Origin of the sequence: Sorangium sp. So ce375 (assembly GCF_051473855.1) — a bacterium.
GTDB lineage: Bacteria > Myxococcota_A > Polyangia > Polyangiales > Polyangiaceae > Sorangium.
The window spans coordinates 10,752,292-10,775,207 of record NZ_CP150335.1 but is presented as its reverse complement, the minus strand read 5'-3'; the positions used below and the strand labels follow the sequence as shown (position 1 = coordinate 10,775,207).

The window sequence follows — 22,916 nt, the reverse complement described above, 5'->3', positions numbered from 1 at the left end:
CGATCGCTTCGTGAATCCCCTTCTGCGGGGCGCGTCCGCCCAGGGACGAGCGCGGCGGGGTTGCCGTGGTATCGATATGGTATCGATACGGGAGGGACCTGACGATGGCGCGGTCGCGGGAGCATGGGGCGGGGGGCGTTGTGTCCGGCGGGAGCCGTGCGCTCGCGCCGGTTGGCTGGCTGAGCCGCCTTGGAGCGGCGCGCGGGCTCGGCCGTTCCGGGGTCGCCGACGGCCTCGATCTCCCGCCCGGCCGCCCGGCCTCAGCGCTTCGCGGCGTGTCGTCCTCGTGAATCTGCCCTTGGAGACGCGCGCTCGCTCCCGGTACACGATCACCGGGACCTCCCACGAGGGCGGAAGAACACGCCTGCTTCGCGCGGTCAGGAACGCCGATGGCCGCCCGGTGATCTTGAAGGTCATCGACCCGCGGAGCGGCTGCTCGCAGGACATCGAGCGCCTCCGGCGCGAGTACACGATGGGCACGATGCTCCGCCACGAGGCCTTCGTCGAGCCGCTCGCCATCGAGACGTTCGAGGGACTGCCGGCGCTCGTCATGGAGGATTTCGGCGGCGAGTCGCTCGATCACCTCATCGTCATCGACGCGCCCATGAGCGCCGGGCGGTTCCTCGAGCTCGCGGTCCGTATCGTCACCTGCGTGGCGGAGCTCCACCAGCGGGACATCGTCCACAAGAACCTCAAGCCCCAGAACATCCTCTTCAACGCGACCACAGGCGAGGTGAAGCTCACCGACTTCGGTCTTGCCTCCCGCCTCCCGCGCGAGCAGCGGCCGATGGGGGCTCCCCGGCTCATCGAAGGCTCCTTGCCGTACCTGTCTCCGGAGCAGACGGGGCGAATGAACCGGGCGATCGACAGCCGCGCAGATCTCTATGCGGTCGGCGTCACGTTCTATCAGATGCTCACGGGGCGCCTGCCCTTCGAGGCGCGGGATCCGCTCGAGTGGGTGCACTGCCACGTTGCCCTCGCCCCGCCGCCGCCCTCCGCGGTCGTCCCCGGGCTGCCCGAGATCTTCTCGGCGCTCGTCCTGAAGCTCCTCGCCAAGATGGCGGAGGATCGCTACCAGACCGCCCGCGGCCTCAAGCACGACCTCGAGCGGTGCCTCGTGGAGCACCGAGCGCGCGGCAGGATCGAGCCGTTCTCCCTGGGCGAGCGCGACATCTCCGGCCGCGTAGAGCTCCCGCAGAGGCTCTACGGCCGCGAGCGCGAGGTGAGCGCCCTGTGGCGCACGTTCGAGCGTGTCGTGGACACGGGGGGCCCCGAGCTCGTCGTGGTCTCTGGCTATTCCGGCAGCGGAAAGTCGGCGCTCGTTCACGAGCTCTGCAAGCCGATCGTCCGGGAACGAGCCCTGTTTCTCTCTGGGAAATTCGAGCGATACAAGCGCGACGTCCCTCACTTTACGCTCGTACAGGCCTTCCGGGAGGTCGTGAGCGAGATCCTCGTCGAGCCTGAGGACCGGATCGCGGCCTTCCGGCGGCGGCTGCTCGACGCGCTCGGGCCCAACGGACAGCTCATCGTGGATGTCATCCCGCAGGTCGAGCTCGTCATCGGCCGGCAGCCGCAGGTCCCTGAGCTCCCGCCGGCCGAGGCGCAGCACCGGTTCCGCGTCGTGTTCCGGAGCTTCATCGGGGCGTTCGCCCGGAAGGAGCACCCGCTCGTGCTCTTCCTCGACGATCTCCAGTGGACCAACCCCGCGAGCCTCGGGCTCCTTCATGACATGGTGACCCACCCCGAGATGCGTTATCTCCTCGTCGTCGGCGCGTACCGCGACAACGAGGTGACGCCCTCGCACCCGCTCATGATGGCGCTCGACGAGGCGCGGAAGGACGGCGCCCGCGTCTCGGACATCGTGCTCGGCCCGCTCTCCCGGGAGCACCTGGGCGCGCTCGTGAGCGACGCGGTCCGCTGCCGCAGCGAGGACGCCGCGCAGCTCTCGGAGCTCGTGCACGAGAAGACGGCCGGCAACCCCTTCTTCGCGATCCAGTTCCTCACCGCGCTGGGCGACGAGCGGCTCATCGAGCTCGACGAGCGCGCCGGGATCTTTCGATGGGACGTGGCGAAGATCCGCGAAAAGGGCTTCACGGACAACGTGATCGACCTGATGGTCGGCAAGCTCGTGCGGCTCCCTCCGCGCACCCAGGGGGCGCTGAAGCACCTCGCCTGTCTCGGGAGCACCGCCGGCGTCGACCTCCTCGCGATGGTCCGCGGCAGCTCGGCGGAGGAGACGCACGCCGACCTCTGGGAGGCCGTCCGCGCGGGGCTCCTCCTGCGCAGGGATGCCTCGTACAGGTTCCTCCATGACCGGGTCCAGGAGGCCGCCTATTCGCTCATCCCCGAAGGCGAGCGGCCGGCGATGCACCTCGGAATCGGCTGGCTGTTCGCGTCGCGCGCGGCGCCGGAGGAGCTCGAGGAGAAGATCTTCGAGATCGTCAATCAGCTCGACCGCGGCGCTCCGCTGATCACCTCGCAGGAGGAGCGCGAGCGGGTGGCCGAGCTCAACCTCATCGCGGGCAAGCGCGCCAAGGCGTCGAACGCCTGCGCCTTGGCGCTGAGGTATCTCGCCGCCGGCAGGGCGCTGCTCCCGGAGGACCGCTGGGAGCGACGGTACGAGCTCACCTTCGAGATCGAGCTCCATCGGGCCGAGTGCGAGTACCTCACCGGCGAGCTCTCCGCGGCCGAGGAGCGGCTCTCGGCGCTCTCACGCCGCGCCGGGGGCGTCGTCGATCTGGCCGCGGTCACGTGCGTGCGCCTCGGCCTCTACACGACCATGGACCGCAGCGATCGCGGCGTCGACGTGGGCCTCGACTACCTTCGCCGCGTCGGAATCACGTGGTCGCCGCACCCCACGGACGAGGAGGTGCGGAAGGAATACGAGCGAGTCTGGGAGCTGCTCGGGAGCCGTCCGGTCGAGGACCTCATCGACTCACCCCAGATGACGGACCCGGAGTGCCGCGCGACCCTCGAGGTCCTGACCCACGCCCAGTCGCCGGCCCTGTTCACCGACGCGAACCTGAATTGCCTCGTCGTGATGCGCATGACGAACCTCAGCCTCGAGCGCGGCAATTGCGATGCATCGTGCATCGCCTACACCTGGTTCGGCATGCTCCTCGGGCCGCGCTTCGGCGATTACCGCATGGCCTACCATTTCGCCAGGCTCGGCCTCGACCTCCTGGAGCGCCGCGGGGCCCTGCGCTTCAAGTCCCGCGTTTACCTGGGCTTCGGGCACCGGGTCAACCCGTGGGTGAAGCACATGCGCACCGGCGTCGAGCTCCTGCGACGGGGCTTCGAGGCGGGGCAGGAGACAGGGGACCTCACGTATGCGTCGTACAACAAGAACTGCCTGATCACGATCCTCCTCGCCGCGGGAGAGCCCCTCGGCGAAGTGCAGCGAGAGGCCGAGCGCGCGCTCGACTTCGTGCAGCGGGCGCGGTTCGGCCTCGAGGTCGACATCATCACCGTGCAGCTCAGGCTGATCCGGGCCCTCCGGGGCCTCTCGCCCGATCTCTCCTCGTTCAACGACGCCGACTTCGACGAGCGCCGGTTCGAGCAGCGCCTGGAGGGCGATCCGCGCCTCGCGATCGCCACCTGCTGGTACTGGATACGCAAGCTGCAAGCGCGCTTCCTCGCGGGCGACCTCGACGGCTCGCTCGATGCCGCGGAGAAGGCGCGGCCGCTCCTCTGGACGTCGGGCTCGTTCTTCGAGGTGGCCGAGTATCATTTCTATGGAGCGCTCGCGCGGGCGGCGCGCTGCCGCGCGGCGGACGCCGCCGAGCGGCGTCGGCACCTCGAGGCGCTCGCCGCCCACCAGAGGCAGATCGACACCTGGGCGGCGAGCTGCCCCGATAACTTCGGCGACCGGGCGGCGCTGATCGGCGCCGAGGTGGCGCGTCTCCGCGGCGCATGGGACGACGCGGCGCAGCTCTACGAGCAGGCGATCCGCTCCGCGCGCGCGAACGGCTTCGTCCACAGCGAGGCGCTGGCCTACGAGAGCGCGTCGGGGTTCTACCGGGAGCGAGGGTTCGAGCTGATCGCCGACACCTACCTCCGTGAGGCCCGCTCCTGCTATGTCCGCTGGGGGGCGGACGGCAAGGTCCGGCACATCGATCAGCAGAGTCCGTGTCTCTGGGACGCGAGGCCGCTCGCCCCGACCGCCTCCTTCGCGGCGCGGTTCGAGCAGCTCGACCAGCTCTCGGTGATCAAGGCGTCGCAGACCATCTCGAGCGAGATCGTCCTCGACAAGCTCCTGCGGACGCTGCTCACGGTGGTCCTCGAGCAGGGCGGCGCGCAGCGAGCTTGTCTCGTCCTGCATCAGGACGAGCGCCTCTCCATCGGAGTCGAGGCCTCTCTGGAGGAGAGCGGGGAGGTAAGGACCTTCCTCTCCCGCTCCGCGGAAGGCGCTTTACAGCGCGTCCCCCTGTCGCTCGTCCGCTACGTGCAACGAACGAAGGAGCGCGTCATCCTGAGCCATACCGAGGCATTCGCCGGCAAGTTCTCCGGCGATGAGTACTTCACTCGGCACAAGCCCAGATCGGTGCTCTGCATGCCGATCCTGAGGCAGGCGGAGGTGGCGGCTCTGCTCTATCTCGAGAACGACCTGCTCGCCGGCGCGTTCCCGCCGGAGCGGCTCACCGCCCTGTCGCTGCTCGCCGCGCAGGCCGCCATCTCCCTGGAGAACGCGCGGCTCCTCTCCAAGGAGCAGGCCGCGAGGACCGTGGCCGAGGCAGCGGAGCGGCGCGCGGCCTTCCTGGCCGAGGCCGGGGAGATCCTCTCCATGTCGCTCGATTACGAGGAGACGCTGGCGCGCGTCGCGCGGCTCGCGGTGCGATCGCTCTGCGACTGGTGCGTTGCCGATATCGTCGAAGGTGAGCAGATCCGGCGAAGCATCTGGGCGCACACGGATCCTGCGAAGGAGTCGTTGCTCGAGCAGCTACGGCGGCGGTATTCCCCTGGCCTGGATTCGCCCCATCCGGCGGCCAGGGCGCTGCGGTGTGGTGGGCCGCTGCTGGTCTCCGCGTGCTCCGACGAAGAGCTCCGGAGATACTGCGAGGACGACGACCATGCGAGGCTCATTCGCGAGCTCGGGTTGCAGAGCCTCATCGCGGTGCCGCTCATGGCGCGGGGCCGGCCGATCGGGGCGCTCAGCGTCGTTTCGTCCGCGGCGCGCCGCTACGCGGAGGCCGACCTGGAGCTCGTGCAGCACGTGGCGCACAGGGCCGCGCTCGCGATCGACAATGCGCGGCTGTACCGCGCTGCCCAGGAGGCCATCCGCATGCGGGACGAGTTCCTCACCGTGGCGACGCACGAGCTCAATACGCCGATGACGTCGCTCACGCTCTCGCTCGAGGCCATGGATCGGAGCCTTCGCTCGGGTCGGCCCTGCGACCCGCCCGCGATGGGCAGGCAGGTCGACCGCGCGCTGCGGCAGGCCACGCGCCTGGCCCGCCTGAACCGCGAGCTCCTCGAGATCTCGAGGATCGACACCGATCGGGTGTCGCTCGACGTCGCGGAGGTCGACCTCTGCGTGGTCGTGCGCGACGTGATCGCGCGATTCGAGCTGGATCTGGCGCGCGCCGGGTGCTCGGTCTCGCTGAGGACGAGCGGCCTGAACGTGGGCCGCTGGGATCGCTCCCGCGTCGACCAGATCGTGACGAACCTCGTCGCCAACGCGATCAAGTTCGGCGCGGGCAAGCCCATCGAGATCGTCCTCCGCGAGGAGGCCGGGACAACGCGGTTGTCGGTGAAGGATCACGGGATCGGCGTCGACCCGGCGCGCCAGGAGCGGATCTTCGATCGCTTCGAGCGCGCCGTGTCCGACCGGCACTACGGCGGGCTGGGGCTCGGCCTGTACATCAGCCGCCAGATCGCGCAGGCGCACGGCGGCTCGATCCGTGTCCAGAGCGCGCCCGGCGCCGGCGCCACGTTCACCGTCGAGCTCCCCCGCGTCGCACCGACGGCGTCGCCGCGGGAGCCGGTGTTCTCGAACGACTCGATATGATCGTGCGCCTCCCCGGGAGGCAGCGAGCTCTCCAGGTGCTCTGACGGTTCAGGCAGGTTGCGCCGGAGAGGCCCAGAGGCAGCGGAGCGGAATGTGGTGTTGCGCTCTCTGGGCCTCTCTCACCGAGCCATGGATCTCGACTCGGCGCGACGCGCTCGTCGTCACGGTATCCGGCGGTGCTTCCCGGGTTGACGCTACACGTCGTCGGCCCGATACCTCTCGCATGCGTTCGGGGAACATCCGGGCCCCGCTCGGAGTCGGGCCGCGGTGGTGAGCCAGCCGCATCTCCGAGCGTGCGTGGTCGTCGTGGCAGCGCTCGCGGCCTGCCGTGGCAGCTCCGGCGCGCCGGGCGCCGGGCCGGCGCCGGATGCGGGCCCTGCCGCGTCGGCGTCCCCTGTCGCGCCCACCTCGGCCCCGGCGAGCGCGGCGCCGGCGGTGAGCGAGGCGCCGGTGGACGCGGGAGCGTCGGCGACGGCGGACGCTGCTGCGCTCGACGCCGCCGCGCCCGACGCCGCCACGCCGGACGCCGCCGCGCCGGGCGCGGGCTGCAAGCTGCGCCGAGGGCCGCTCGCGCTCACGCTCCGGGGGCCGGCGCTGCTCTGGTCTCCCGACGAGGCGGAGCGCGCGGACTTCCGGGTGATCTTCAACCGCGACGGCGTGGCGCAGCACGTCGCGCCGTCGTTCGGCGGGCTCACCGCGCCTGTCTCGCCGCCTGCGGAGGAGGCGCCCGACGCCGGGGCTGGCAGCGACGATCCACCGCGCGCCTCGTGGCCGGCGTGCGCGGTGGCCTCTCGGTTCGTGTTCTGCATGGATCACGGCGGCACGATCCGGAGGACCCCGCTCGGCGGAGGCGAGGGGCCGCCCATCGGCGCCGGGCGCCGCGGCTCGGGGATCTCCGCCATCGCGCTGCCCGGAGGGCACACGCTGCTCGCGTTCCTCTCGGATCGGAAGACGAGCGAGGGCGCCGTGACGCAGGCCTTCGCGGTGCTCGACGACAGGGCCGCCGTGCCGCTCTCCGAGGAGGGCAGCGGCGCGACCTTCGTCGCGCTGTCGCCCTGGAAGGGAGGCGCGCTCGCGATGTACATCGACGCGCGATCGGCGCTGACGCCGGTGCACGCCCGCACGCTGGCGCTCACCGCGGAAGGCAAGCTCGAGCTCGGCCCTGACGCGGTCGTCTTCGTCGGAGATGCCGGTGAATCGCGGATGGGCGGCGCGCTCGCCATCGGCGCCGGCGGGCCTGCGTACGTGCTCCTGCCGGCGGCGAAGGACATCTCGGCGTTCGGCATGGCGGCGATCCGCGTCGACGAGGGGCCGCGCGACGACATGCCGGCGGTCTGGTCGCTCTACCCGAACGGGCTCAGCCCCGCGCCGATCGCGGCCACGCAGGGCGTCTCGCCGATCCACGTGGCGCGGGTCCGGCCCGTCTCGCGCGAGCCCGGGGCGCGCCACGCGCTCGAGCTCGGGCAGCTCGACGGCGAAGGGCGGTTTCACGCGCGCTGCGTCGCGGTGGAGGGCAAGTCGTTCAAGCACGTGGCGATCGAGGCCGATCGCGACGGCTCGCTGTGGATCGCGTACACGACGGCGGCCGGCACCTTCATCGAGCAGCGCGCCGCGGGGCCGTGATAAGCCAATCGCGTGGATTCGCGAATTCATCCCTATCGTAAATCTTAAGGAGTCGAGATGAAGCTAGATTATATGCCCAAGGGCATTTCATGGCCGCTCGCGTCGCTGATCGCGCTCTTCGTCGCTGGCTGCAGCGACGGCGGTGACGCTGGCAGCGCGGAGAGCGCCTCGTCCGCCGCCGGCGGGCCGGGCGGCGCGGGCGCGGTCAGCGCCGGCTCCGGCGCAGGGGACGGGGGCGGGGGCGGCGTCACGACGGGCGCGGGCGCTGGCCCGGGCGGCTCCACGACGACAAGCACCACGTCGGCGAGCAGCGGCGAGCCCGGCGACACGACCACCGGCGCGACCACGACGACGACGGCGGCGGCGGGCGGCGAGCCGGAGGTGAGCTGCGACTATCCCGCCGAGTACGCGAACGGCTCCGTCACCTTCTACACGCTCGACATGGGCTCGACCGAGGTCAACTGCAGCTATCCGATCGTAGGGCGCAACCCGGATGTCGTCGGGCACGTTCCGTTCGGCGGAGGCCAGTACTTCGCCGCCATGAACACCGCCGACTACAACGCTGCGGCGATGTGCGGCGCGTGCGTCGAGGTCTCCCGGGACGACGGGCGCAAGAAGGTGCAAGCCATGGTCGTGGACCAGTGCCCGATCGGCACGAACCCGAAGTGCACGGCGGGCCACATCGATCTCAGCAAGAACGCCTTTCTCCAGATCGGCGAAGAGCGCGAGGGGTATCTGGGGACAACCCACGGCGGCGCGGCGGGGAAGATCTCGTGGCGGTACATCCCGTGCCCGACGACGGGTGCAGTCTCCTTCCGGCTCAAGGAGCCGACCAACAAGAACTGGAACCAGATCCTCGTCGAGGGGCACGCGCACCCGATCGAGAAGCTGGAGGTGGAGATCAACGGCACGTGGAAGACGGCCACGCGGGAGCCGTACAACTATTTCGTCGTCGGCGACGGGAACATGGGAAATGCGCCGTACCACGTCCGCGCGACCGACATCAACGGATCCATCGTGGAAGCGAAGCTGGAGCTCAAGGCTGGAAATCAACCTGCGAGCGCGCAGTTCCCCGCCTGCAACTGAGCCCGAGGCCTACGCTCTATCGCCCGAGGGCGGCCGCCCGTTCGCCCTGGGGGTGGCCTCTCCGCGCGGCGCGGCCGAGCTCCCACGGGCGCCGCGACCGCGCTCGGGCTGCGGCGGAGCGCGCTTGCGTGCCGGCTGCTCGCGGGGCTTGCTGGTAGGATGGCCGCCCCCTGCGGGCGGACGCGCCGCCGGGCTTTCCAGGAGAACGCCGTGCAAGACCCTCGCCCCGCCCCGTCGCTGCTCACCGTCGACGACTTCGAGCGCGCAGCGCGCGATCGGCTGTCGAAGATGGCCTATGACTATTACCGATCAGGCGCCGACGAGGGCCGCACGCTCCGCGAGAACCGGCGCGCCTTTCGCCGCCTCGAGATCCATTACCGTGTCCTCGTCGACGTGGCCGAGCGGGACATGAGCACGACGGTGCTGGGCACGAGGGTGCCGTTTCCCATCCTCGTGGCGCCGACCGCGTATCAGCGCCTCGCCCACCCCGACGGCGAGCTCGCCTCGTCGCGGGCGGCCTCCGAGCTCGGCACCATCTTCACGCTCTCCACCCTCTCGACGACGAGCCTCGAGGCGGTCGCGGACGCGTCATCAGGGCCGAAGTGGTTCCAGCTCTATGTCCACAAGGATCGCGGCCTCACGCGCGCCCTCGTCGAGCGGGCGGAGTCCTCCGGCTACCGGGCGCTGATGCTGACCGTCGACACACCGGTCCTCGGCCGCCGGATAGCGGACGTGCGCAACGGCTTCGCGCTGCCCGAGGGGCTCGTGATGGCGAACCTCGTCGACGCCGCGGCGGCCGCGCCGGCCGCGGAGCGGGGCTCTCTGCTCGCATCCTACGTCGCCTCGCGACACGACGCCTCGCTGACCTGGCGCGACGTCCACTGGCTCGCCTCGCTGACGAGGCTCCCCATCCTGCTCAAGGGCATCGTCAGGCCCGACGACGCGGTCCGCGCGCTCGACGCCGGCGCGGCCGGCGTCATCGTCTCCAACCACGGCGCGCGGCAGCTCGACGGCGCCCCCGCGACGATCGAGGCCCTCCCGGCGATCGCCGACGCGATCGCCGGGAGGTGCCCGGTGCTGATGGACGGCGGTATCCGGTGGGGTACCGACGTGCTGAAGGCGATCGCGCTCGGCGCCCGCGCGGTGCTGGTCGGACGCCCAGTCCTGTGGGGACTCGCCGCGCTCGGCGGCGAGGGCGTCGCGCGTGTGCTCGCGGGCTTGCGCGATGAGCTCTCGATCGCCATGGCGCTCGCCGGTTGTCCCACCCTGGCATCCATCGATCGCGACCTGATCCGACGAGCTCAGGCGCGGTGATGGATGCCTGAGTCGCACGAGCCCGGAGTTTTCCAAGATCGGCGCTGTCCCCGCGTGCACCGCGGCGGAGGGTGACGGCGGCGGAGATCACGACGATCACGCGCCGATCTCGCCGAGCGATCGACCCATTGCCGCGCTCCGCTGAACCGAGCGTCATCGAGGAGTCAAGGCGTCTTCGACGAAAGAAAAGGTGGCGGCCACTCAGCCTCACCCGTACACTCGCCCATCGTGAGCAGAGCAGTACCTGCGAGGGAGCGGTGGCGGGGGCTCTTCACGCGAGGCGCCGGCGCCTCCGGGGGTGTGCCAGCGCCTGGCGGAGCGGGAGGAGCGGACCCGACCATGGGGATCCGGCTCCGGCGGTTCGCGGGGCCGGCGGCCTACCTCGATCAGGTGTCGTCGCTCCGGATTGCCCACCTGACGGATCAGCACGTCGGTCGCGTGACGCCGGCGCGGGTCCAGCTCGCGGCCGTCGCGCTGACGAACCTGCAGCGGCCCGATCTCGTCGTCCTCACGGGCGATTTCGTGTGTCACAGCCAGCTCTACCTGGATCAGCTGGAAACGGTGGTGCGCGGCTTCGATGCGCCGGTGATCGCCGTGCTGGGGAATCACGATCACTGGTCGGGCGCCGACGCGGTGAAGCGCGCGCTCGAGCGGGGCGGCGCCGCGGTGCTCTGCAACGCGAGCACGGTGATCACGCTGGGCCATGAGCGGCTCCAGGTGGTGGGGCTCGATGACGCGTATACCGGCCATGCCTCGCGCGAGAAGGCGGTGAAGGGGATGCGGCGCGACCTGCCGACGCTGGGCCTCTCGCACATCGCCGAGGAGGCGGACGGGCTCTGGCGCCATGGCGTCCCGCTGGTGCTGTCGGGCCACACGCACGCGGGCCAGGTGACGGTCGCGCGCCTGAACGAGCTGTCGATCGGCAAGATCGCGGGGCACCGGTACATTCACGGGCTCTACGGCACGCGCAAGCGGGGGGAGCCTGGCCAGGGGGCGGTCTACGTCGGGGCGGGGATCGGCGCGGCGGTGATGCCGCTGCGCCTCGGCGAGCGGGGCCAGCGGGAGGTCGCGATCTTCGAGCTCGGCAGCGAGCCCGGGTCGTTCGACGAGCACCACGCGGAGCAGGCGCCGCACCGGGGACGCAAGCCGACGCCGGAGCTCATGGCGAGCCGCGCGGCGAAGGTGGCGAGGAACCGGGAGCGGCGGGCGCGGGTGCACCGGCACGGCGAGGGGAGCGCCGGCGGCGGAGAGGCGTAGCGCCGCGGCGCACTGGGGTCGTCCGGCAGCGCGCTAGTAGCGAAAGCCCAGCGATCCCGAGGGCCCCCAGAGGATCGCCGAGGCGAAATCGACGTTCATTCGGCCCGCGAGGTAGAGCGCGTGCTGATCGACCGTGGCGAGATCGTAGCTCACGTGCGCGCTGAGCCCGAGGGCCGCGGAGCTCATGGACGACGTCGACGTCGCGCGGTTCACCGCGAGCAGGAGCAGCCCAGCGCCCCCGCCCATCCGGAAATCGCCGAGGTGGGTCTCCATCTCGAAGCTCGGGCGGATCATGCGCGCGGGGAGGCCGAACTCGGTGACGCCGATGAATCCCTCGAACGCGCCCCAGAGCGCGACGTGCTCGAGCGTGCCCCCGGCGGCGGCGCCGAAGTTTGCTCCATAGATGGCGACGGAATAGAAGCTTTGCCACGAGCCGCCGGCGTGGAGCTTGACGCCGAAGCCGCGCTTCCACCCCTCCGGGCCCTCGGGTTGGGAGGCCCCGGGGGCCGGCGGCTGCTGAGCGCTGGCCAGGGCCGAGCCGAGGAGCGCGGAGAGCGCCGCGGCGACGCCCCATCGCCGCCTCGAGGAGCGGATACGCCGCCTCACGGACACACCTCCGGGCGCGCGACGTCGGCGCTCCCCGCTCCTGCTTCGGCGAGCCTCATGCGCGTGGCGGCCCGCTCGCAGACGTCGCCCGCGACGAGGTCGTCGCACTCCCTGCCCTGGATGCAGCGGCTCTCGTCGGCCGTGAGCCACAGCTCTTCACCACCGTTACAGCCGACGTTCTGACAGAGCGCCGGAGTCGCGGAGAACGACGGACAGCACTCCTCGAGGTGCGCCGCCGCGTTTTCGCACAGGAACTGCTGCTCGCCGATGCCCATCCCGAGGGCGAGCGGCGTGAGCAGGATGACGCACAGGATTCGACGGGCAGAGATCCAGGACCTCACTTGCAACCTCGCTGCAAAGCGTGAAGGCGGCGCGGCGGAGCGCGGCGCTTGAGGGCGGCACGGCAGCGTACAGCGCGCGCAGCGCCGTGTCCTCGGTCTCGCTCCCCGCGCACGCTCGAGGAACCCCGCGGGTCGGTCGATTGGAATTGACGCCCGCCATGTGAACGTTCACATTTGGGGTCGCGCACATCCTCCTTTGGCTTCGTCCGGTAGGGTACCGGGCCGCTCACGAACCTGAACTGGCCACGCGAACGAGGCGCGATACCTGGGCAACCACGTATCGCGTCCCCAGCCTTAACTGCCGGCGCTCTCGCCGGACTGGTGTAAAATGAGAGTCTCTCTGATCGTTGTTCCTGCGATGATGGTCCTTCTTGCCTGCGGCTCCGACGCCGACCCGCCTGCGGACGACCAGACCAGCGCCAGCACGACCGGCGCTGGGGGCTCGGGCGGGGGAGCCACGACGGCCGCGAGCACGAGCGCCTCCAGCAGCGCGACCTCCGTCGGCAGCGGCGGGGCCGGCGGCAGCGGCGGCAGCGGCGGGGCTGGCGGCAACGGCGGGGCCGGCGGCAGCGGCGGCGGCGAAGAAGAGAACCTGCTCGCCGCGGCCGACAGCATCGACGGCTTCCGCTGGGAGATGCCGTGCGACAAGGACCCGGGCAACAGCGACGAGTGTGCGTGTTCGGCGCAGGTCGACGCGACAAAGACGTTCGGCGGCTCGCCCGACACGGTCTACCTGGTGACCGTCCGGATCCGCGGCGTCGTCGAGCCGGAGACCTACAAGGGCGGCACGTCCGACGGCATGCACTTCCGCGTGGGCGGTATGCCCGACCACGGGGAGTACAACCGCTACAGCATCTCTGTCTCCGATCCGGCCGAGGTCTACTGGCTCAACGATAGCCCCAACGTGGGGCACGACACGTTCAAGATCGACCACATGAAGACCATCCCGATCCGGGGCGGAGCCAAGGTGTCCTTCAAGGGGGAGGATCCCAATGACATCAGCATCGCCAACTTCAAGCACCTGGTCGTGGAAGGCGTCGCCCCCGCGCCGTTCAACGGTCAGTTCATCCAGCTCGACGTGCAATCCGTCGAGAAGAAGCCGTGACCGCGCGCCGCGCCGCCTGCGCCCCTCGCCCTCCAGGAGCCGCGAGCGGCGCGGCGGCGTCGCTCACTCGATAGGCCTGTCCTCGCACGCGCCCCGCGCGTCGACGGAGGTGCCGCTCGCGGCCGCCGTGCAAGCGTTCTCGTACGTCTGGCCGTCACAGCCGCACACGGGCGCGAGCTCCTTCGTGCAAACCTCGGGCTTCTCCGCGCAGCTCCCGGACGCGTCCGCGCGCCCGCAGATCGCGGAAGGCGCGTACTTGCAGTAGAGTCCCTCGCCGCACACGCGCGGCCCGCCGAGGGTGAAGCCGCCGCAGCTCTCGCCGAGCCCCACGACCGTGGGGCCGCACTCCCCCGAGCTCCTCACCGAGATGCCGGCCGTGGCCGCGACGCAGGCGTTGCTGTACGTGCGGCCATCGCAGCCGCACACCGGATCGTCGTCCTGCCGGCACGCCTCGGGCATGACCCTGCACGTGCCGCTCCGGTCGTAGGCGCCGCAGCTCGCCTCGGGGGCGAAGTCGCAGTACAGGCCCGCCGCGCAGCGTATGCCAGCGATGCCCGCGCACATGTCGCCGGGCTGCGCTAGGGGCGAGCAGGCGTCGCCGCCGCACGAGAGCCGTAGCTCCAGCTCGACGAGGGTCCGCGACGAGGCGAGCTGCACGACGTACGAGCCGGTGCCCCGGCTGGCCCACCTCGCCGCGGCCCGCCCTCGAGTGCCCCTGACCTGCCGGACCTGCTGCAGGATCCCGGCGCTCGTCACCTCATAGAGCCTGAAGTCGACGGCGGCGTTCCTGCCTCCGGCGATCGACTGCAGATAGAGCGAGATCGTCTTGCCAGGATGGCTCGTGAACTGCGCGTAGACCGGGCCCTCGCGGCCCACCGTGAAGCGGTTCTCGTGATCGAAGTACGCCGGGACAGGCGTGACGTCGCTCACCCTGAGCGCGCCCTCGGCTGCCCCCGTCTCCTCCGGATCCGCGACCTCCGCGACGTCGGACTCATCGGATGTCGCTGTACAGGCGGCGAGCGTCACAGCGAACACTGCACTCAGAACGTCGGCCATCTTCATGATCGTGAAAACTCCTCGTGAAGAGACGGCCGGCGCGCCGGGCGTCTCCTTGGCAATGCGAATCGCGCGCGAGCTGGACAACGCGTCGCCTGCGATGTCGTCATGTCCTCGATGTCGCCGAGCCCTCGCTCGACCTGGGGTGACAGGGCGTCGGCACGTCCGGACGAAAACGCCTCGACGAGCGCTCTTCTTCACGCTCACGCCCCACGGCGTCAGCGCTCATCGACTCGATGTCTGCTCGCTTCCCACGTTTACCGTTTGTCGTTCGTTGAGCATCGATTGCCGATGAGCCGTTGCGGTCTGTCACCCACTGTTCGTCGCTGTTTGCAATCGGTGTTCCCCGCGAGAAGAGATGAGGCCGCCCGCCGCGGAACGTTGCGGTGTCGCGAGCGCGCGGAGCGCGGCGATCGTCAGGTCCGGGCGGGCCGGACGGCGAGAACGCCGCGCGCACTCCGTGTTCCTACCTCACACGTGGGAACGAGGCGTTCCGCCACAGGCGGGCGCGGGCTGTAGGAGCCCATCCCCCGCAGCGGGGCAGTTTGCTACGCGGGGGGCTGGAGGGCGCTGTGGAGGTGGCGCTCCGGGGGCCGCGACGATTGTGATGCTGACATAAGCCGCGCTCACGCGCCCCGGGGGAGGGCAGTGATGCGCGCGGTGAGCGAGAGGAAGCGGGAAGACGTGCAGGGAAGCGCAGGGGAGCGCGTGAGGAGCGGGGAAGCGCGGGGAAGCGGGAAGGGGGGAAGCGGGAACGGGGGAAGCGGGAAGCGCGTAAGGAGGCGCGGGAGACCACGAGCGCTCGCCACGCCTTTCGTGACAGCTAGGTGGCGAGCCCCCTTGCTTTTGCGGCGTGAGGGCGGCTAAGTCTTGGTTTGCTCGAATGGTCCGTGCCAACGACAAGACGGCGAACAACCGCACCCCTCGGGAGCTGAACCGCTCCCTCGTCCTCGACCTCGTGCAAGAGCACGGCCCGATCTCCCGCACGAACCTCGCGCGGTTGAGCGGGCTGACCAAGCCGACGGTCTCGGCCATCATCGAAGAGCTCCTCGACAGCGGCAGCGTCCGCGATGTCGGGTCCGAGTCGCGCGGCGGGCGCCCCGCGCGGCTCCTCGAGTTCAACGACGACAGCGCGGCGTTCCTCGGCATCGAGATCGGCGTCGAGCAGACGGCCGTTGCCGTGGCCGACGCGCGCGGGCGGCTGCGGGCGCGCCTGGAGCAGCCCACGGTCCTTCGCGATCCGCAGCGGAGCGTCCGTGACGTGGTCGAGCTCTTGCCGAAGGTGCTGCAGCTGAGCGGGGTGCCGCGGAAGCGGCTGCGCGGCGCCTGCGCCGTCTTGCCTGGGCTCATCGAGCGGCCGAGCGGCGTCTGCGTGCTCGCGCCCAACCTGGGCTGGGAGCGGTTCCCTGTGCGCGCGGAGCTCAGCCGCGCCCTCCGCATGCAGGTGTCTGTGTACAACCTGCCTCAGGCGGCGGCGGTGGCCGAGGGGGAGCTCGGCGCGGCGCGGGGGCAAGCGTCGTATGTGTGGCTGTATGTCGGGCTCGGCGTCGGCGCGGGCCTCGTCGTCGATGGGCGCCTGTTCTTCGGGATGCAGGGCTACAGCGGTGAGATCGGCCACTGCCGCGTCGCGGACGACGGCCCGCCCTGCGGCTGCGGGCGCCGCGGATGTCTGGAGACGTTCGCCTCGGTCATGGCGCTCCGGCGCGCCGCCGAGCTGGCGTCGGCGCGCTCGCCCGAGCTCGCCGCGCTCGCCCGGCCGCACGCCGTCAACGCCGTCGCGAGCGCGGCGCTCGCCGGCGACGAGAGCGCCCGCGCGATCTTCCACGAGGCGGGCGCGCAGCTCGCGCGCGGCATCGCGGTCCTGCTCAACCTGCTCAACCCCCAGCTCGTCGTGCTCGGCGGCGAGCTGCTCGCCGCGCCCGACATCCTCATCGCCGGCGTGCGCGAGGCGCTGCCGCGCCACGCGGTCCGCGGTGCGGACGTGCCGGTCGTCGCCTCTCCGCTCGGCAGCGAGGCCGGCGTGCTCGGCGCCCTCCTGCTCGCGCGCGAGGGCGCGGTGCGCTCGCTCCGCCTCAAACCCGACGGCGTGCTCCAGGACACCGCGCCGTAGGTCAGCGGCGCCGGCGCACGGGCCCGCAGGGCTTCGTCAAGAGATTTTTCGAAGCGCGGGTCAGGGGCGGACGGCCCGATGTCCACCCACGGCCCGAGGGTCGCCAGAGCTCACCGGTGCCAAGTTCGTCCAGGACACGATGGGCCGGGGTGATCGGCAATGCTCTCTCCGGCCGCCTGTGCTCCATCGAGAGGAGCTCGAACCCAGCAGACACAGGCGCCAGCAGGACCAGAGAAACCAGAGGGAGGAGAGAGAAGGAGAGACGGAACATTCCCTCTCCCTGTGGCCCATCGTGCCTTTGCGGCGTGATTCCGTTTCTCCTCGGATCGAGCGGCGCTACGCGTCTCCTCGGATCGAGCGGCGCTACGCGGGCGAGGTGTGCTCTCCGCGAGCCGCGTCCCCCGCAGGGGCGGGCGATCCGGAGCGCCCCTCGGCGAAGAGGGGCGCAAACGCGTGACGGTCGTTCCAGGTGAGGACGCCGAGCAGGCCGAGCAGGACGACCGCGTTGATGCCGGCGCGGGGGTCGAGCAGCAGGTGAAACAGCGCGATGTTCACCACGACCGGCCATAACAGCGCGAGCGCGAGGGGGCGGCGGCGGCCCTGCAGGAGCAGGACCGCGGCGGCGATCTCGACGACCTTGACAGCATAGATGTAGCCGCTGTCGACGAGCAGCTGGACGAACGGGTGGAGCGGCTCGGGGACCGGCACGATGCGCACGAACCCGTTGATGCCGCCGAGCAGGACGATGAGGCCGAGGGCGACGCGGGCTGCGCCGACAGCGCGGGGGGGCATGGATCCTCCTTTGTCTCAGGGGACCAGCATGGCCCTGGGTGTGGCCGTGGCTTGTACGAAGTGGCTGCGAGCGACCGAGCCCGGCGTGCGGCCCAGCGTGGCGGCGACGGCGCGCGCCAGGTGGGCCTGGTCGTGGAAGCCGCCTTCGAGCGCCGCCCGGGCGGGCGTGGTGCCGTCCTCGAGCGCGCGGACGGCCGTCATCACCCGCAGGAAGGTCACATAATCGCGCAGCGGGTGGCCGAAGGCGCCCTGAAACAGGTGGGAGAGCCGCGAGCGAGAGAGGCCCTCTGCGGCGGCGAGCGGGCCCAGCGCAGGGCGCGCCGGCGCCTGCTCTGCCAGGCGGCGCATGGCGCGCAGCACGCGGGGATCGACGCGCGGGCCGCCCGGCGCGAACGCGCGGGCGCACGCCCTCATGAGCTCGTGCGCCGCCGCGTGATCGAGCCGGCCACGGAGCACGTCGAGCGCCGCCGCGCGCACCCGCTCGGCCTGCGCCCCCTCGAGGGCGAGCACCCGCCCGCGGGCGGCCGCCTGCGCGCCGGCGCCGAGCCCGTCGGGCGGAAGGAAGATCGCGACCGTCGCGCCGGGCGAGCCGATCGAGTGCGCGACCCCGGCGCCGGTGAGCACGGGCGCGCGCACCCCGAGCGGCCGCCCGCCCTCGGCGTCGATCTCGAGAGGGCCGTCGACCGGCACCACCAGCTTGACCAGGTGGAGCGCATGGCGGCGCGTCGCCCCGGCGCCCTCGACGATGTGCACGCCGCCGTGGCCGACAAGCGCCGTGTGCTCGCGAGCCGTCACGCGAGAGAGCGAACCACCCGGGCGCGGGCGGCGCAAGCGCGCAGCCGCGGAGACCCGCCGCGCGCGCGAGAGGCCAGAGAGGCCATCTCCTGGGTGGTTCCTGGCGACTCCTCCAGCGACGGAGCGACGGCGACCTGCGCAGGCGCGGCCGGCGTGCCCTCGTTGACGCTGCTGATTCGAGCGGGCATAAGGGGGAGATGCGCAGAATCGCTATCGAAGGAATGACCTGCGGCCACTGCGTCCAGGCGGTCTCGAAGGCGCTCGCGAAGGTCCCTGGGGTGACGCGGGTGAACGAGGTGAGCCTCGAGCGCGGAGAGGCGGTCGTCGAGGGGAGCGCGACGGTGGAGGCGCTCCTCGCGGCCGTGCGCGAGGAGGGCTACGAGGCGCGCGACGCCGGCTGACGCCGCGGTGCCGGAGCTCGGCCGCCTTTGGTATGGTGGCGGCCACCATGACGCGACAGCAGAGCGAGAAGGGCTTTCCGGAAGGGTTCCTGTGGGGCGCCGCCGCGGCGTCGTACCAGATCGAGGGCGCCGCGCACGAGGACGGCAAGGGGCCGTCCGTGTGGGACATGTTCTGCAGGAAGCCGGACGCTGTGTGGAACGGCCAGACCGGTGACGTGGCGTGCGACCACTACCACCGATACCAGGAGGACGTCGGCATCATGCGCGACATCGGCCTGCGCGCCTATCGACTCAGCATCTCGTGGCCGCGCGTGCTCCCGGAGGGCACGGGCGCCGTCAACGAGCGCGGGCTTTCGTTCTACGATCGCCTCGTGGACGCGCTGCTCGAGGCGGGCGTCGAGCCCCATGCCACGCTGTTCCACTGGGATTTCCCTCTCGCGCTCTACCACAAGGGCGGGTGGCTGAACCGCGACAGCGCCGACTGGTTCGCCGAGTACACGAGCGTCGTGGTCAGGAAGCTCGGCGACCGGGTGAAGGACTGGATGACGCTCAACGAGCCGCAGGTGTTCGCCGGCGCCGGCCACTACGAGGGGCGTCACGCGCCCGGGGACAAACTGCGCTTCGCCGAGGTGCTCCGGGTCTGCCACCACGTCTTGCTCGCACACGGCAAGTCGGTGCAGGCCATCCGCGCCGCGAGCCCCGGGCGGTGCAACGTCTATTATGCGCCCGTCGCGCAGGTCAAATACCCCGCGACCTCGTCACCGGAGGATCTGGAGGCGGCGCGCGCGGCCACGTGGTCGGTGAACGCTCGCACCACGTGGACCAACACGTGGTGGATGGATCCCGTGTTCTTCGGCAGGTACCCCGAGGATGGGCTCCGCCTGTTCGCGAAGGAGCTGCCGGAGGTCCGGAGCGGCGACATGGAGATCATCGCGCAGCCGGTCGATTTCTGCGGCGTGAACGTCTACTGGGGAGTCCCGGTGCGCGCCGGGGCGAACGGCGCGGCCGAGGTCGTGCCCCACCCGGTGGGGCACCCGATCACCGCGTTCGAGTGGTCGGTCACCCCCGAGTGCCTCTACTGGGGGCCCAGGTTCTTCTACGAGCGGTACAAGCGGCCCATCGTGATCACCGAGAACGGCCTGTCCACCCGCGACTGGATCTCGCTCGACGGGAAGGTGCACGACCCCCAGCGCATCGACTTCATGGCGCGCCACCTGATCGAGCTGCGCCGGGCGATCGCCGAGGGCGCGGCCGTGAACGGCTACTTCCACTGGTCGATCCTGGACAATTTCGAGTGGGCCCACGGCTACAAGCACCGGTTCGGCCTCGTCTTCGTCGACTACCCGACGGGCAAGCGTGTGCTCAAGGACTCGGCGCACTGGTATCGAGACGTCATCGCCTCGAACGGCGCGACGCTCGGGGGGTGAGCGATCGGTGTTCACAAAGCTCGTTCGGTCGGGCCTTGAACGCGGTTTGTGAACACCCATGCGGGGTGAGCGGTGCAGCGCTCCGCGCTGCACCTCGATAGGACGTCACCCACCCCGGCCGAACGGCGCGGCCCAGGCGCAGGATGGGATTGTCGTGGTCTCCGCCGAGCTCCGCGCGAAGGCGGTGTGAGGGGCGCCCACTCGCCCGGATCGCCGGGCGAGTGGCCGTGTCGCCGCCGCGCGCTGCGCGGCCCGTGCCTCGAAGGAGCGCCTTGGGCGGCTCAGGAGGCGATCGGCTCGTCGCCGTCTTCGTCCTCGTCTTCGTCCTCGTCTTCATCCTCGAGCGACTCGTCGTCTCCGCCCGCCAGGTCGTACCCGTGCGGATCGAAGCCCTCGAACATGGCCTGCAGGCGCTCGTTCAGGGAATCCCACGTGTCCGGCGGCTCGCTCGCCTGGCGGTCGCGCTCGGCGAGGGCGAGCGCGGCGGCGATCACCGAGGTCAGCGGGCGCGCGGCCTCGAACACCGCGACCTTCGAGGCATCGCCGCTGCACGCGTACGCCAGCAGGTAAGCCCTGTAGATCTCCTCATTCGTCTTGTCGCTCATTCCTGTTCCTTCGTCCTTGTCGTCCGCGCGCCGCCCGTCGCCGTGCTCTGGCCTTCTGGGCGCCGTGAATCCCGCGGGGCGCGAGCCTAGCCCATCCCGGCGCCTCCCGGGGGGCGTCCGTGGCTCGCCCGGGGGAACGCGCCGCGGGGCGCTGCGGGATCAGTGGTTCAGCCGGTCGCGCAGCGTGCGCACCGCGCGCTCGAGCCCCGCGTGGTGGTGGAAGCAGCACTGCCCGATGCGCGGCTGGCACTGCGACGAGCGGAGCATCTCCAGGAACACGAGCGCGCGCGCGTCCCCCTCGAGCGCCGCGCGCTCGAAGAGCGCCTCCTTGCGCCGGCAAGGGGCCTCGCGCAGCGCCACGGCGACGCGCAGCGGGGCGCTCGCGCGCTTCAGCACCTCGGGGCGGCGGAGCAGCGCCGCCGCGCGCTTTCCGCCCTGCGTGCCCCCGTAGCCGCTCATGATCTCGTAGGCGACGTCGAGGCCCTCCGGGCCGAGGCGCTTCTCCAGCGCGTCGAAGATCGCGTCGGCGCGGCCGTCGGTCCGGTACGAGCTCTTCACCGCGACGGCGGCCGCGGCCGTCATCACGTCGCGCTGCTCGAAGGCGGCGGGATCTTTCTCGATCAGCGTGAGCAGCGCGCCCTCCGCGTCGTCCCACCGCTTCACCCGGACCGCCTCCACGAGGCGCTCCCGCTCGGCCGGGAGGCCCGCGCCACCGGCCGGCCCCGGGCCGGCGAGCGCCGCGCCCGCGTCCGCCGCTGTCGCGTCCGCCGCCGTCGCGCCCGCGTCCGGCGCCGTCGCGCCCGTATCCGCCGCCGCGGAGCCGGCCGGCTCCGGGGCCGAGGCGCTCGCGACGGGCGCCGCGGAGGCGGCTCGCGGAGGGGCGCCGAGGACGTCGTCCGGCACCCGGACGGCCGGCGCCCCGGCGGGGGCCGCCTGCGCCGCCGTGGGCGCCGCCCGGAGCCCAGGGCCAGCCGCCGCCGGCGCGCCCGTGGGCAGCCAGCCGGCGCCCGCGGGCAGCCAGCCGAGGAGCAGCGCGCCCGCCGCGCCCAGCGCGCCCACTGCGGCCACTCCGACGAGCCAGCCCCACGCGCGCCTCCGCGCCCGCGGCCGGCTTCCTGCCGCCCCGCGCGCGGCCTTCCCGGGCGCCTCGCCGTCCGCTCCGGCAGCCCCGAGCTGCAGGCCGAACGCATCGGCCTCGGCGCCGCTGATCACCGCGCCGCCGGCCGCGGCTCCTCCGATCGCAGCGCCGCCAGCCGCCGCGCCCAAGGCCGCGGCGCCGAAGGCCGCGCCCGCGCGGTCTTGCCCTGCGAGCAGCTCGGGCGGCGTGGCGTGCTGGATCGCGCGCAGCGGGTCGCTGAGCCGCCACGCCCCGCTCGAGAGCGGCTCTTTCCAGGGGAGGAGGCCGAGCGCCTCGGACCTCGGCACGGCCGCGTCCAGCGCGGCGAGCAGCGCGCGCGCGCTCGCGGGCCGCTCCGCCGGGTCCTTGCGCAGGACGCGCATCACGAGCGCCTCGAGCTCGCGCGGCGCCGAGGTGCCCGGAGCGCGCAGCCGGAGCGGCGGCGGCGCCGTGTTGCACTGCGCGCGGAAGATCTCGACGGGGAGGATCGCGTCGAACGGGTGCTTTCCGGCGAGCATCTCGTAGAGGATGAGCCCGAGCGCGTAGAGATCGGAGCGCTCGTCGACGTGATCCATGCCCTGCGCGGCCTCGGGCGCCATGTACGCGAGCGTGCCGAAGACCATGCCGCTCAGCGTGATCCGGCCGGCGTCGTGCCGCGCCTCGCTGCTGTGCGCGTCCGTCGTGGAGAGGCGCTCGATCGGCACCTTCGCCAGGCCGAAATCGATGAGCTTCACGGCGTCGGTGCCGTCCTCGACCATCACGTTGCGCGGCTTCAGATCGCGGTGGATGACGCCGCGCTCGTGCGCCGCGGCGAGCGCCGCCGCGATCTGCCGCGCGATCTCCGCGGCGCGCGAGGCGGGCAAGGGGCCCTTCTTGATGATGCGATCGAGCGTCGTGCCGCGGACGTGCTCCAGCACGAGGAACCGCGAGCCGTCGGGGAGGGTGCCGAAGTCGGTCGCCGAGGCGATGTTCGGGTGCTGGATGTGCGCGCCCGCGATCGCCTCGCGCTCGAAGCGCGCCGTGAGCTCCGGCGAGCCCTTCGCCTCCGGCAGGAGGAGCTTCACCGCCAGCCACTTGCGCAGCAGCAGGTGCTCGGCCTTGTAGACCGCGCCCATCCCGCCCGTCGCGACGAGCTCGACGATCCGGTACCGGTCCGAGATGACCGTCCCGACCATCTGGGCCGCCGCGCTGTCCGCGGGCGCGTTGCTCGCGGCGGGCGGCGGATCGCCGGGGGCAGGGGTCGGGGGAGCGCTCACGTGGGGCGTGAACTGTCC

General features: G+C 71.7%; 16 protein-coding genes. 9 read left to right on the top strand and 7 right to left on the bottom strand.

Features of this window, described 5'->3' with window-relative positions; translation table 11 throughout:
- The first annotated feature begins 298 nt into the window (after positions 1-298).
- The 5 genes from WME90_RS40320 to WME90_RS40300 all read left to right on the top strand — a co-directional run bounded on the left by WME90_RS40320 (position 299) and on the right by WME90_RS40300 (position 11,287).
- Positions 299-6,007, top strand: a complete 5,709-nt coding sequence (locus WME90_RS40320; protein ID WP_437277403.1) for a sensor histidine kinase — start codon at positions 299-301, stop codon at positions 6,005-6,007.
- A 270-nt stretch (positions 6,008-6,277) separates the two neighbouring features.
- Positions 6,278-7,630, top strand: a complete 1,353-nt coding sequence (locus tag WME90_RS40315; RefSeq protein WP_437277402.1) for a hypothetical protein — start codon at positions 6,278-6,280, stop codon at positions 7,628-7,630.
- Positions 7,631-7,687: 57 nt separating this feature from the next.
- Entirely contained in the window at positions 7,688-8,716 is a 1,029-nt protein-coding gene (locus tag WME90_RS40310; RefSeq protein WP_437277401.1) for an expansin EXLX1 family cellulose-binding protein, read from the top strand.
- A 210-nt stretch (positions 8,717-8,926) separates the two neighbouring features.
- On the top strand, positions 8,927-10,030 hold the full coding sequence (locus tag WME90_RS40305) for an alpha-hydroxy acid oxidase (RefSeq protein ID WP_437277400.1): 1,104 nt from the start codon (positions 8,927-8,929) through the stop codon (positions 10,028-10,030).
- A gap of 339 nt (positions 10,031-10,369) precedes the next feature.
- A complete protein-coding gene (locus tag WME90_RS40300) occupies positions 10,370-11,287 on the top strand; it encodes a metallophosphoesterase (protein ID WP_437277399.1) in 918 nt (305 codons plus the stop codon).
- A gap of 33 nt (positions 11,288-11,320) precedes the next feature.
- Here WME90_RS40300 and WME90_RS40295 read toward each other — a convergent pair whose 3' ends face one another.
- Positions 11,321-11,893 (bottom strand): hypothetical protein, encoded by a 573-nt coding sequence (locus WME90_RS40295; RefSeq protein ID WP_437277398.1) that lies wholly within the window; start codon positions 11,891-11,893, stop codon positions 11,321-11,323.
- Positions 11,890-12,234 (bottom strand): hypothetical protein, encoded by a 345-nt coding sequence (locus WME90_RS40290; protein ID WP_437277397.1) that lies wholly within the window; start codon positions 12,232-12,234, stop codon positions 11,890-11,892. The genes WME90_RS40295 and WME90_RS40290 overlap by 4 nt, the downstream gene beginning before the upstream one ends.
- A 358-nt stretch (positions 12,235-12,592) precedes the next feature.
- On the opposite strand from WME90_RS40290, the gene WME90_RS40285 reads away from it, so the two are divergent.
- Positions 12,593-13,339, top strand: coding sequence for a hypothetical protein (locus tag WME90_RS40285; RefSeq protein WP_437277396.1), 747 nt, complete (start codon positions 12,593-12,595; stop codon positions 13,337-13,339).
- 63 nt (positions 13,340-13,402) lie between these two features.
- On the opposite strand, the gene WME90_RS40280 is transcribed toward WME90_RS40285, so the two are convergent.
- Positions 13,403-14,395 carry a Kazal-type serine protease inhibitor family protein gene (locus tag WME90_RS40280; RefSeq protein ID WP_437277395.1) on the bottom strand — a complete coding sequence of 331 codons (993 nt, stop codon included), beginning with the start codon at positions 14,393-14,395 and terminating at the stop codon, positions 13,403-13,405.
- A gap of 883 nt (positions 14,396-15,278) precedes the next feature.
- Between WME90_RS40280 and WME90_RS40275 the strand changes: the two genes are divergently transcribed.
- A complete protein-coding gene (locus WME90_RS40275; RefSeq protein ID WP_437277394.1) occupies positions 15,279-16,505 on the top strand; it encodes an ROK family protein in 1,227 nt (408 codons plus the stop codon).
- A 363-nt stretch (positions 16,506-16,868) separates the two neighbouring features.
- Here the strand turns inward: WME90_RS40275 and WME90_RS40270 are convergent, their stop codons facing one another.
- Together WME90_RS40270 and WME90_RS40265 are read right to left on the bottom strand one after the other, a co-directional pair.
- Entirely contained in the window at positions 16,869-17,297 is a 429-nt protein-coding gene (locus WME90_RS40270; protein ID WP_437277393.1) for a membrane spanning transport protein, read from the bottom strand.
- A 15-nt stretch (positions 17,298-17,312) separates the two neighbouring features.
- Entirely contained in the window at positions 17,313-18,092 is a 780-nt protein-coding gene (locus WME90_RS40265) for a helix-turn-helix domain-containing protein (protein ID WP_437277392.1), read from the bottom strand.
- 197 nt (positions 18,093-18,289) lie between these two features.
- Between WME90_RS40265 and WME90_RS40260 the strand changes: the two genes are divergently transcribed.
- Both WME90_RS40260 and WME90_RS40255 read left to right on the top strand, forming a co-directional pair.
- The gene (locus tag WME90_RS40260; RefSeq protein WP_437277391.1) at positions 18,290-18,493 is read left to right on the top strand and encodes a CopZ family metallochaperone; all 204 of its coding nucleotides are present in this window, start codon (positions 18,290-18,292) and stop codon (positions 18,491-18,493) included.
- A gap of 47 nt (positions 18,494-18,540) precedes the next feature.
- Entirely contained in the window at positions 18,541-19,920 is a 1,380-nt protein-coding gene (locus WME90_RS40255) for a GH1 family beta-glucosidase (RefSeq protein WP_437277390.1), read from the top strand.
- Positions 19,921-20,201: 281 nt separating this feature from the next.
- Here WME90_RS40255 and WME90_RS40250 read toward each other — a convergent pair whose 3' ends face one another.
- Together WME90_RS40250 and WME90_RS40245 are read right to left on the bottom strand one after the other, a co-directional pair.
- Positions 20,202-20,525, bottom strand: coding sequence for a hypothetical protein (locus WME90_RS40250; protein ID WP_437277389.1), 324 nt, complete (start codon positions 20,523-20,525; stop codon positions 20,202-20,204).
- Positions 20,526-20,684: 159 nt separating this feature from the next.
- On the bottom strand, positions 20,685-22,898 hold the full coding sequence (locus tag WME90_RS40245) for a protein kinase domain-containing protein (RefSeq protein WP_437277388.1): 2,214 nt from the start codon (positions 22,896-22,898) through the stop codon (positions 20,685-20,687).
- Positions 22,899-22,916: the final 18 nt, after the last annotated feature.

Bases quoted from the DNA above. Each gene is read 5' to 3' on its own strand.
- WME90_RS40285 (WP_437277396.1), top strand. From the start codon at position 12,593: ATGATGGTCCTTCTTGCCTGCGGCTCCGACGCCGACCCGCCTGCGGAC.
- WME90_RS40280 (WP_437277395.1), bottom strand. From the start codon at position 14,395: ATGGCCGACGTTCTGAGTGCAGTGTTCGCTGTGACGCTCGCCGCCTGT.
- WME90_RS40270 (WP_437277393.1), bottom strand. From the start codon at position 17,297: ATGCCCCCCCGCGCTGTCGGCGCAGCCCGCGTCGCCCTCGGCCTCATC.
- WME90_RS40300 (WP_437277399.1), top strand. From the start codon at position 10,370: ATGGGGATCCGGCTCCGGCGGTTCGCGGGGCCGGCGGCCTACCTCGAT.
- WME90_RS40275 (WP_437277394.1), top strand. From the start codon at position 15,279: ATGGTCCGTGCCAACGACAAGACGGCGAACAACCGCACCCCTCGGGAG.
- WME90_RS40255 (WP_437277390.1), top strand. From the start codon at position 18,541: ATGACGCGACAGCAGAGCGAGAAGGGCTTTCCGGAAGGGTTCCTGTGG.
- WME90_RS40310 (WP_437277401.1), top strand. From the start codon at position 7,688: ATGAAGCTAGATTATATGCCCAAGGGCATTTCATGGCCGCTCGCGTCG.
- WME90_RS40250 (WP_437277389.1), bottom strand. From the start codon at position 20,525: ATGAGCGACAAGACGAATGAGGAGATCTACAGGGCTTACCTGCTGGCG.
- WME90_RS40260 (WP_437277391.1), top strand. From the start codon at position 18,290: ATGCGCAGAATCGCTATCGAAGGAATGACCTGCGGCCACTGCGTCCAG.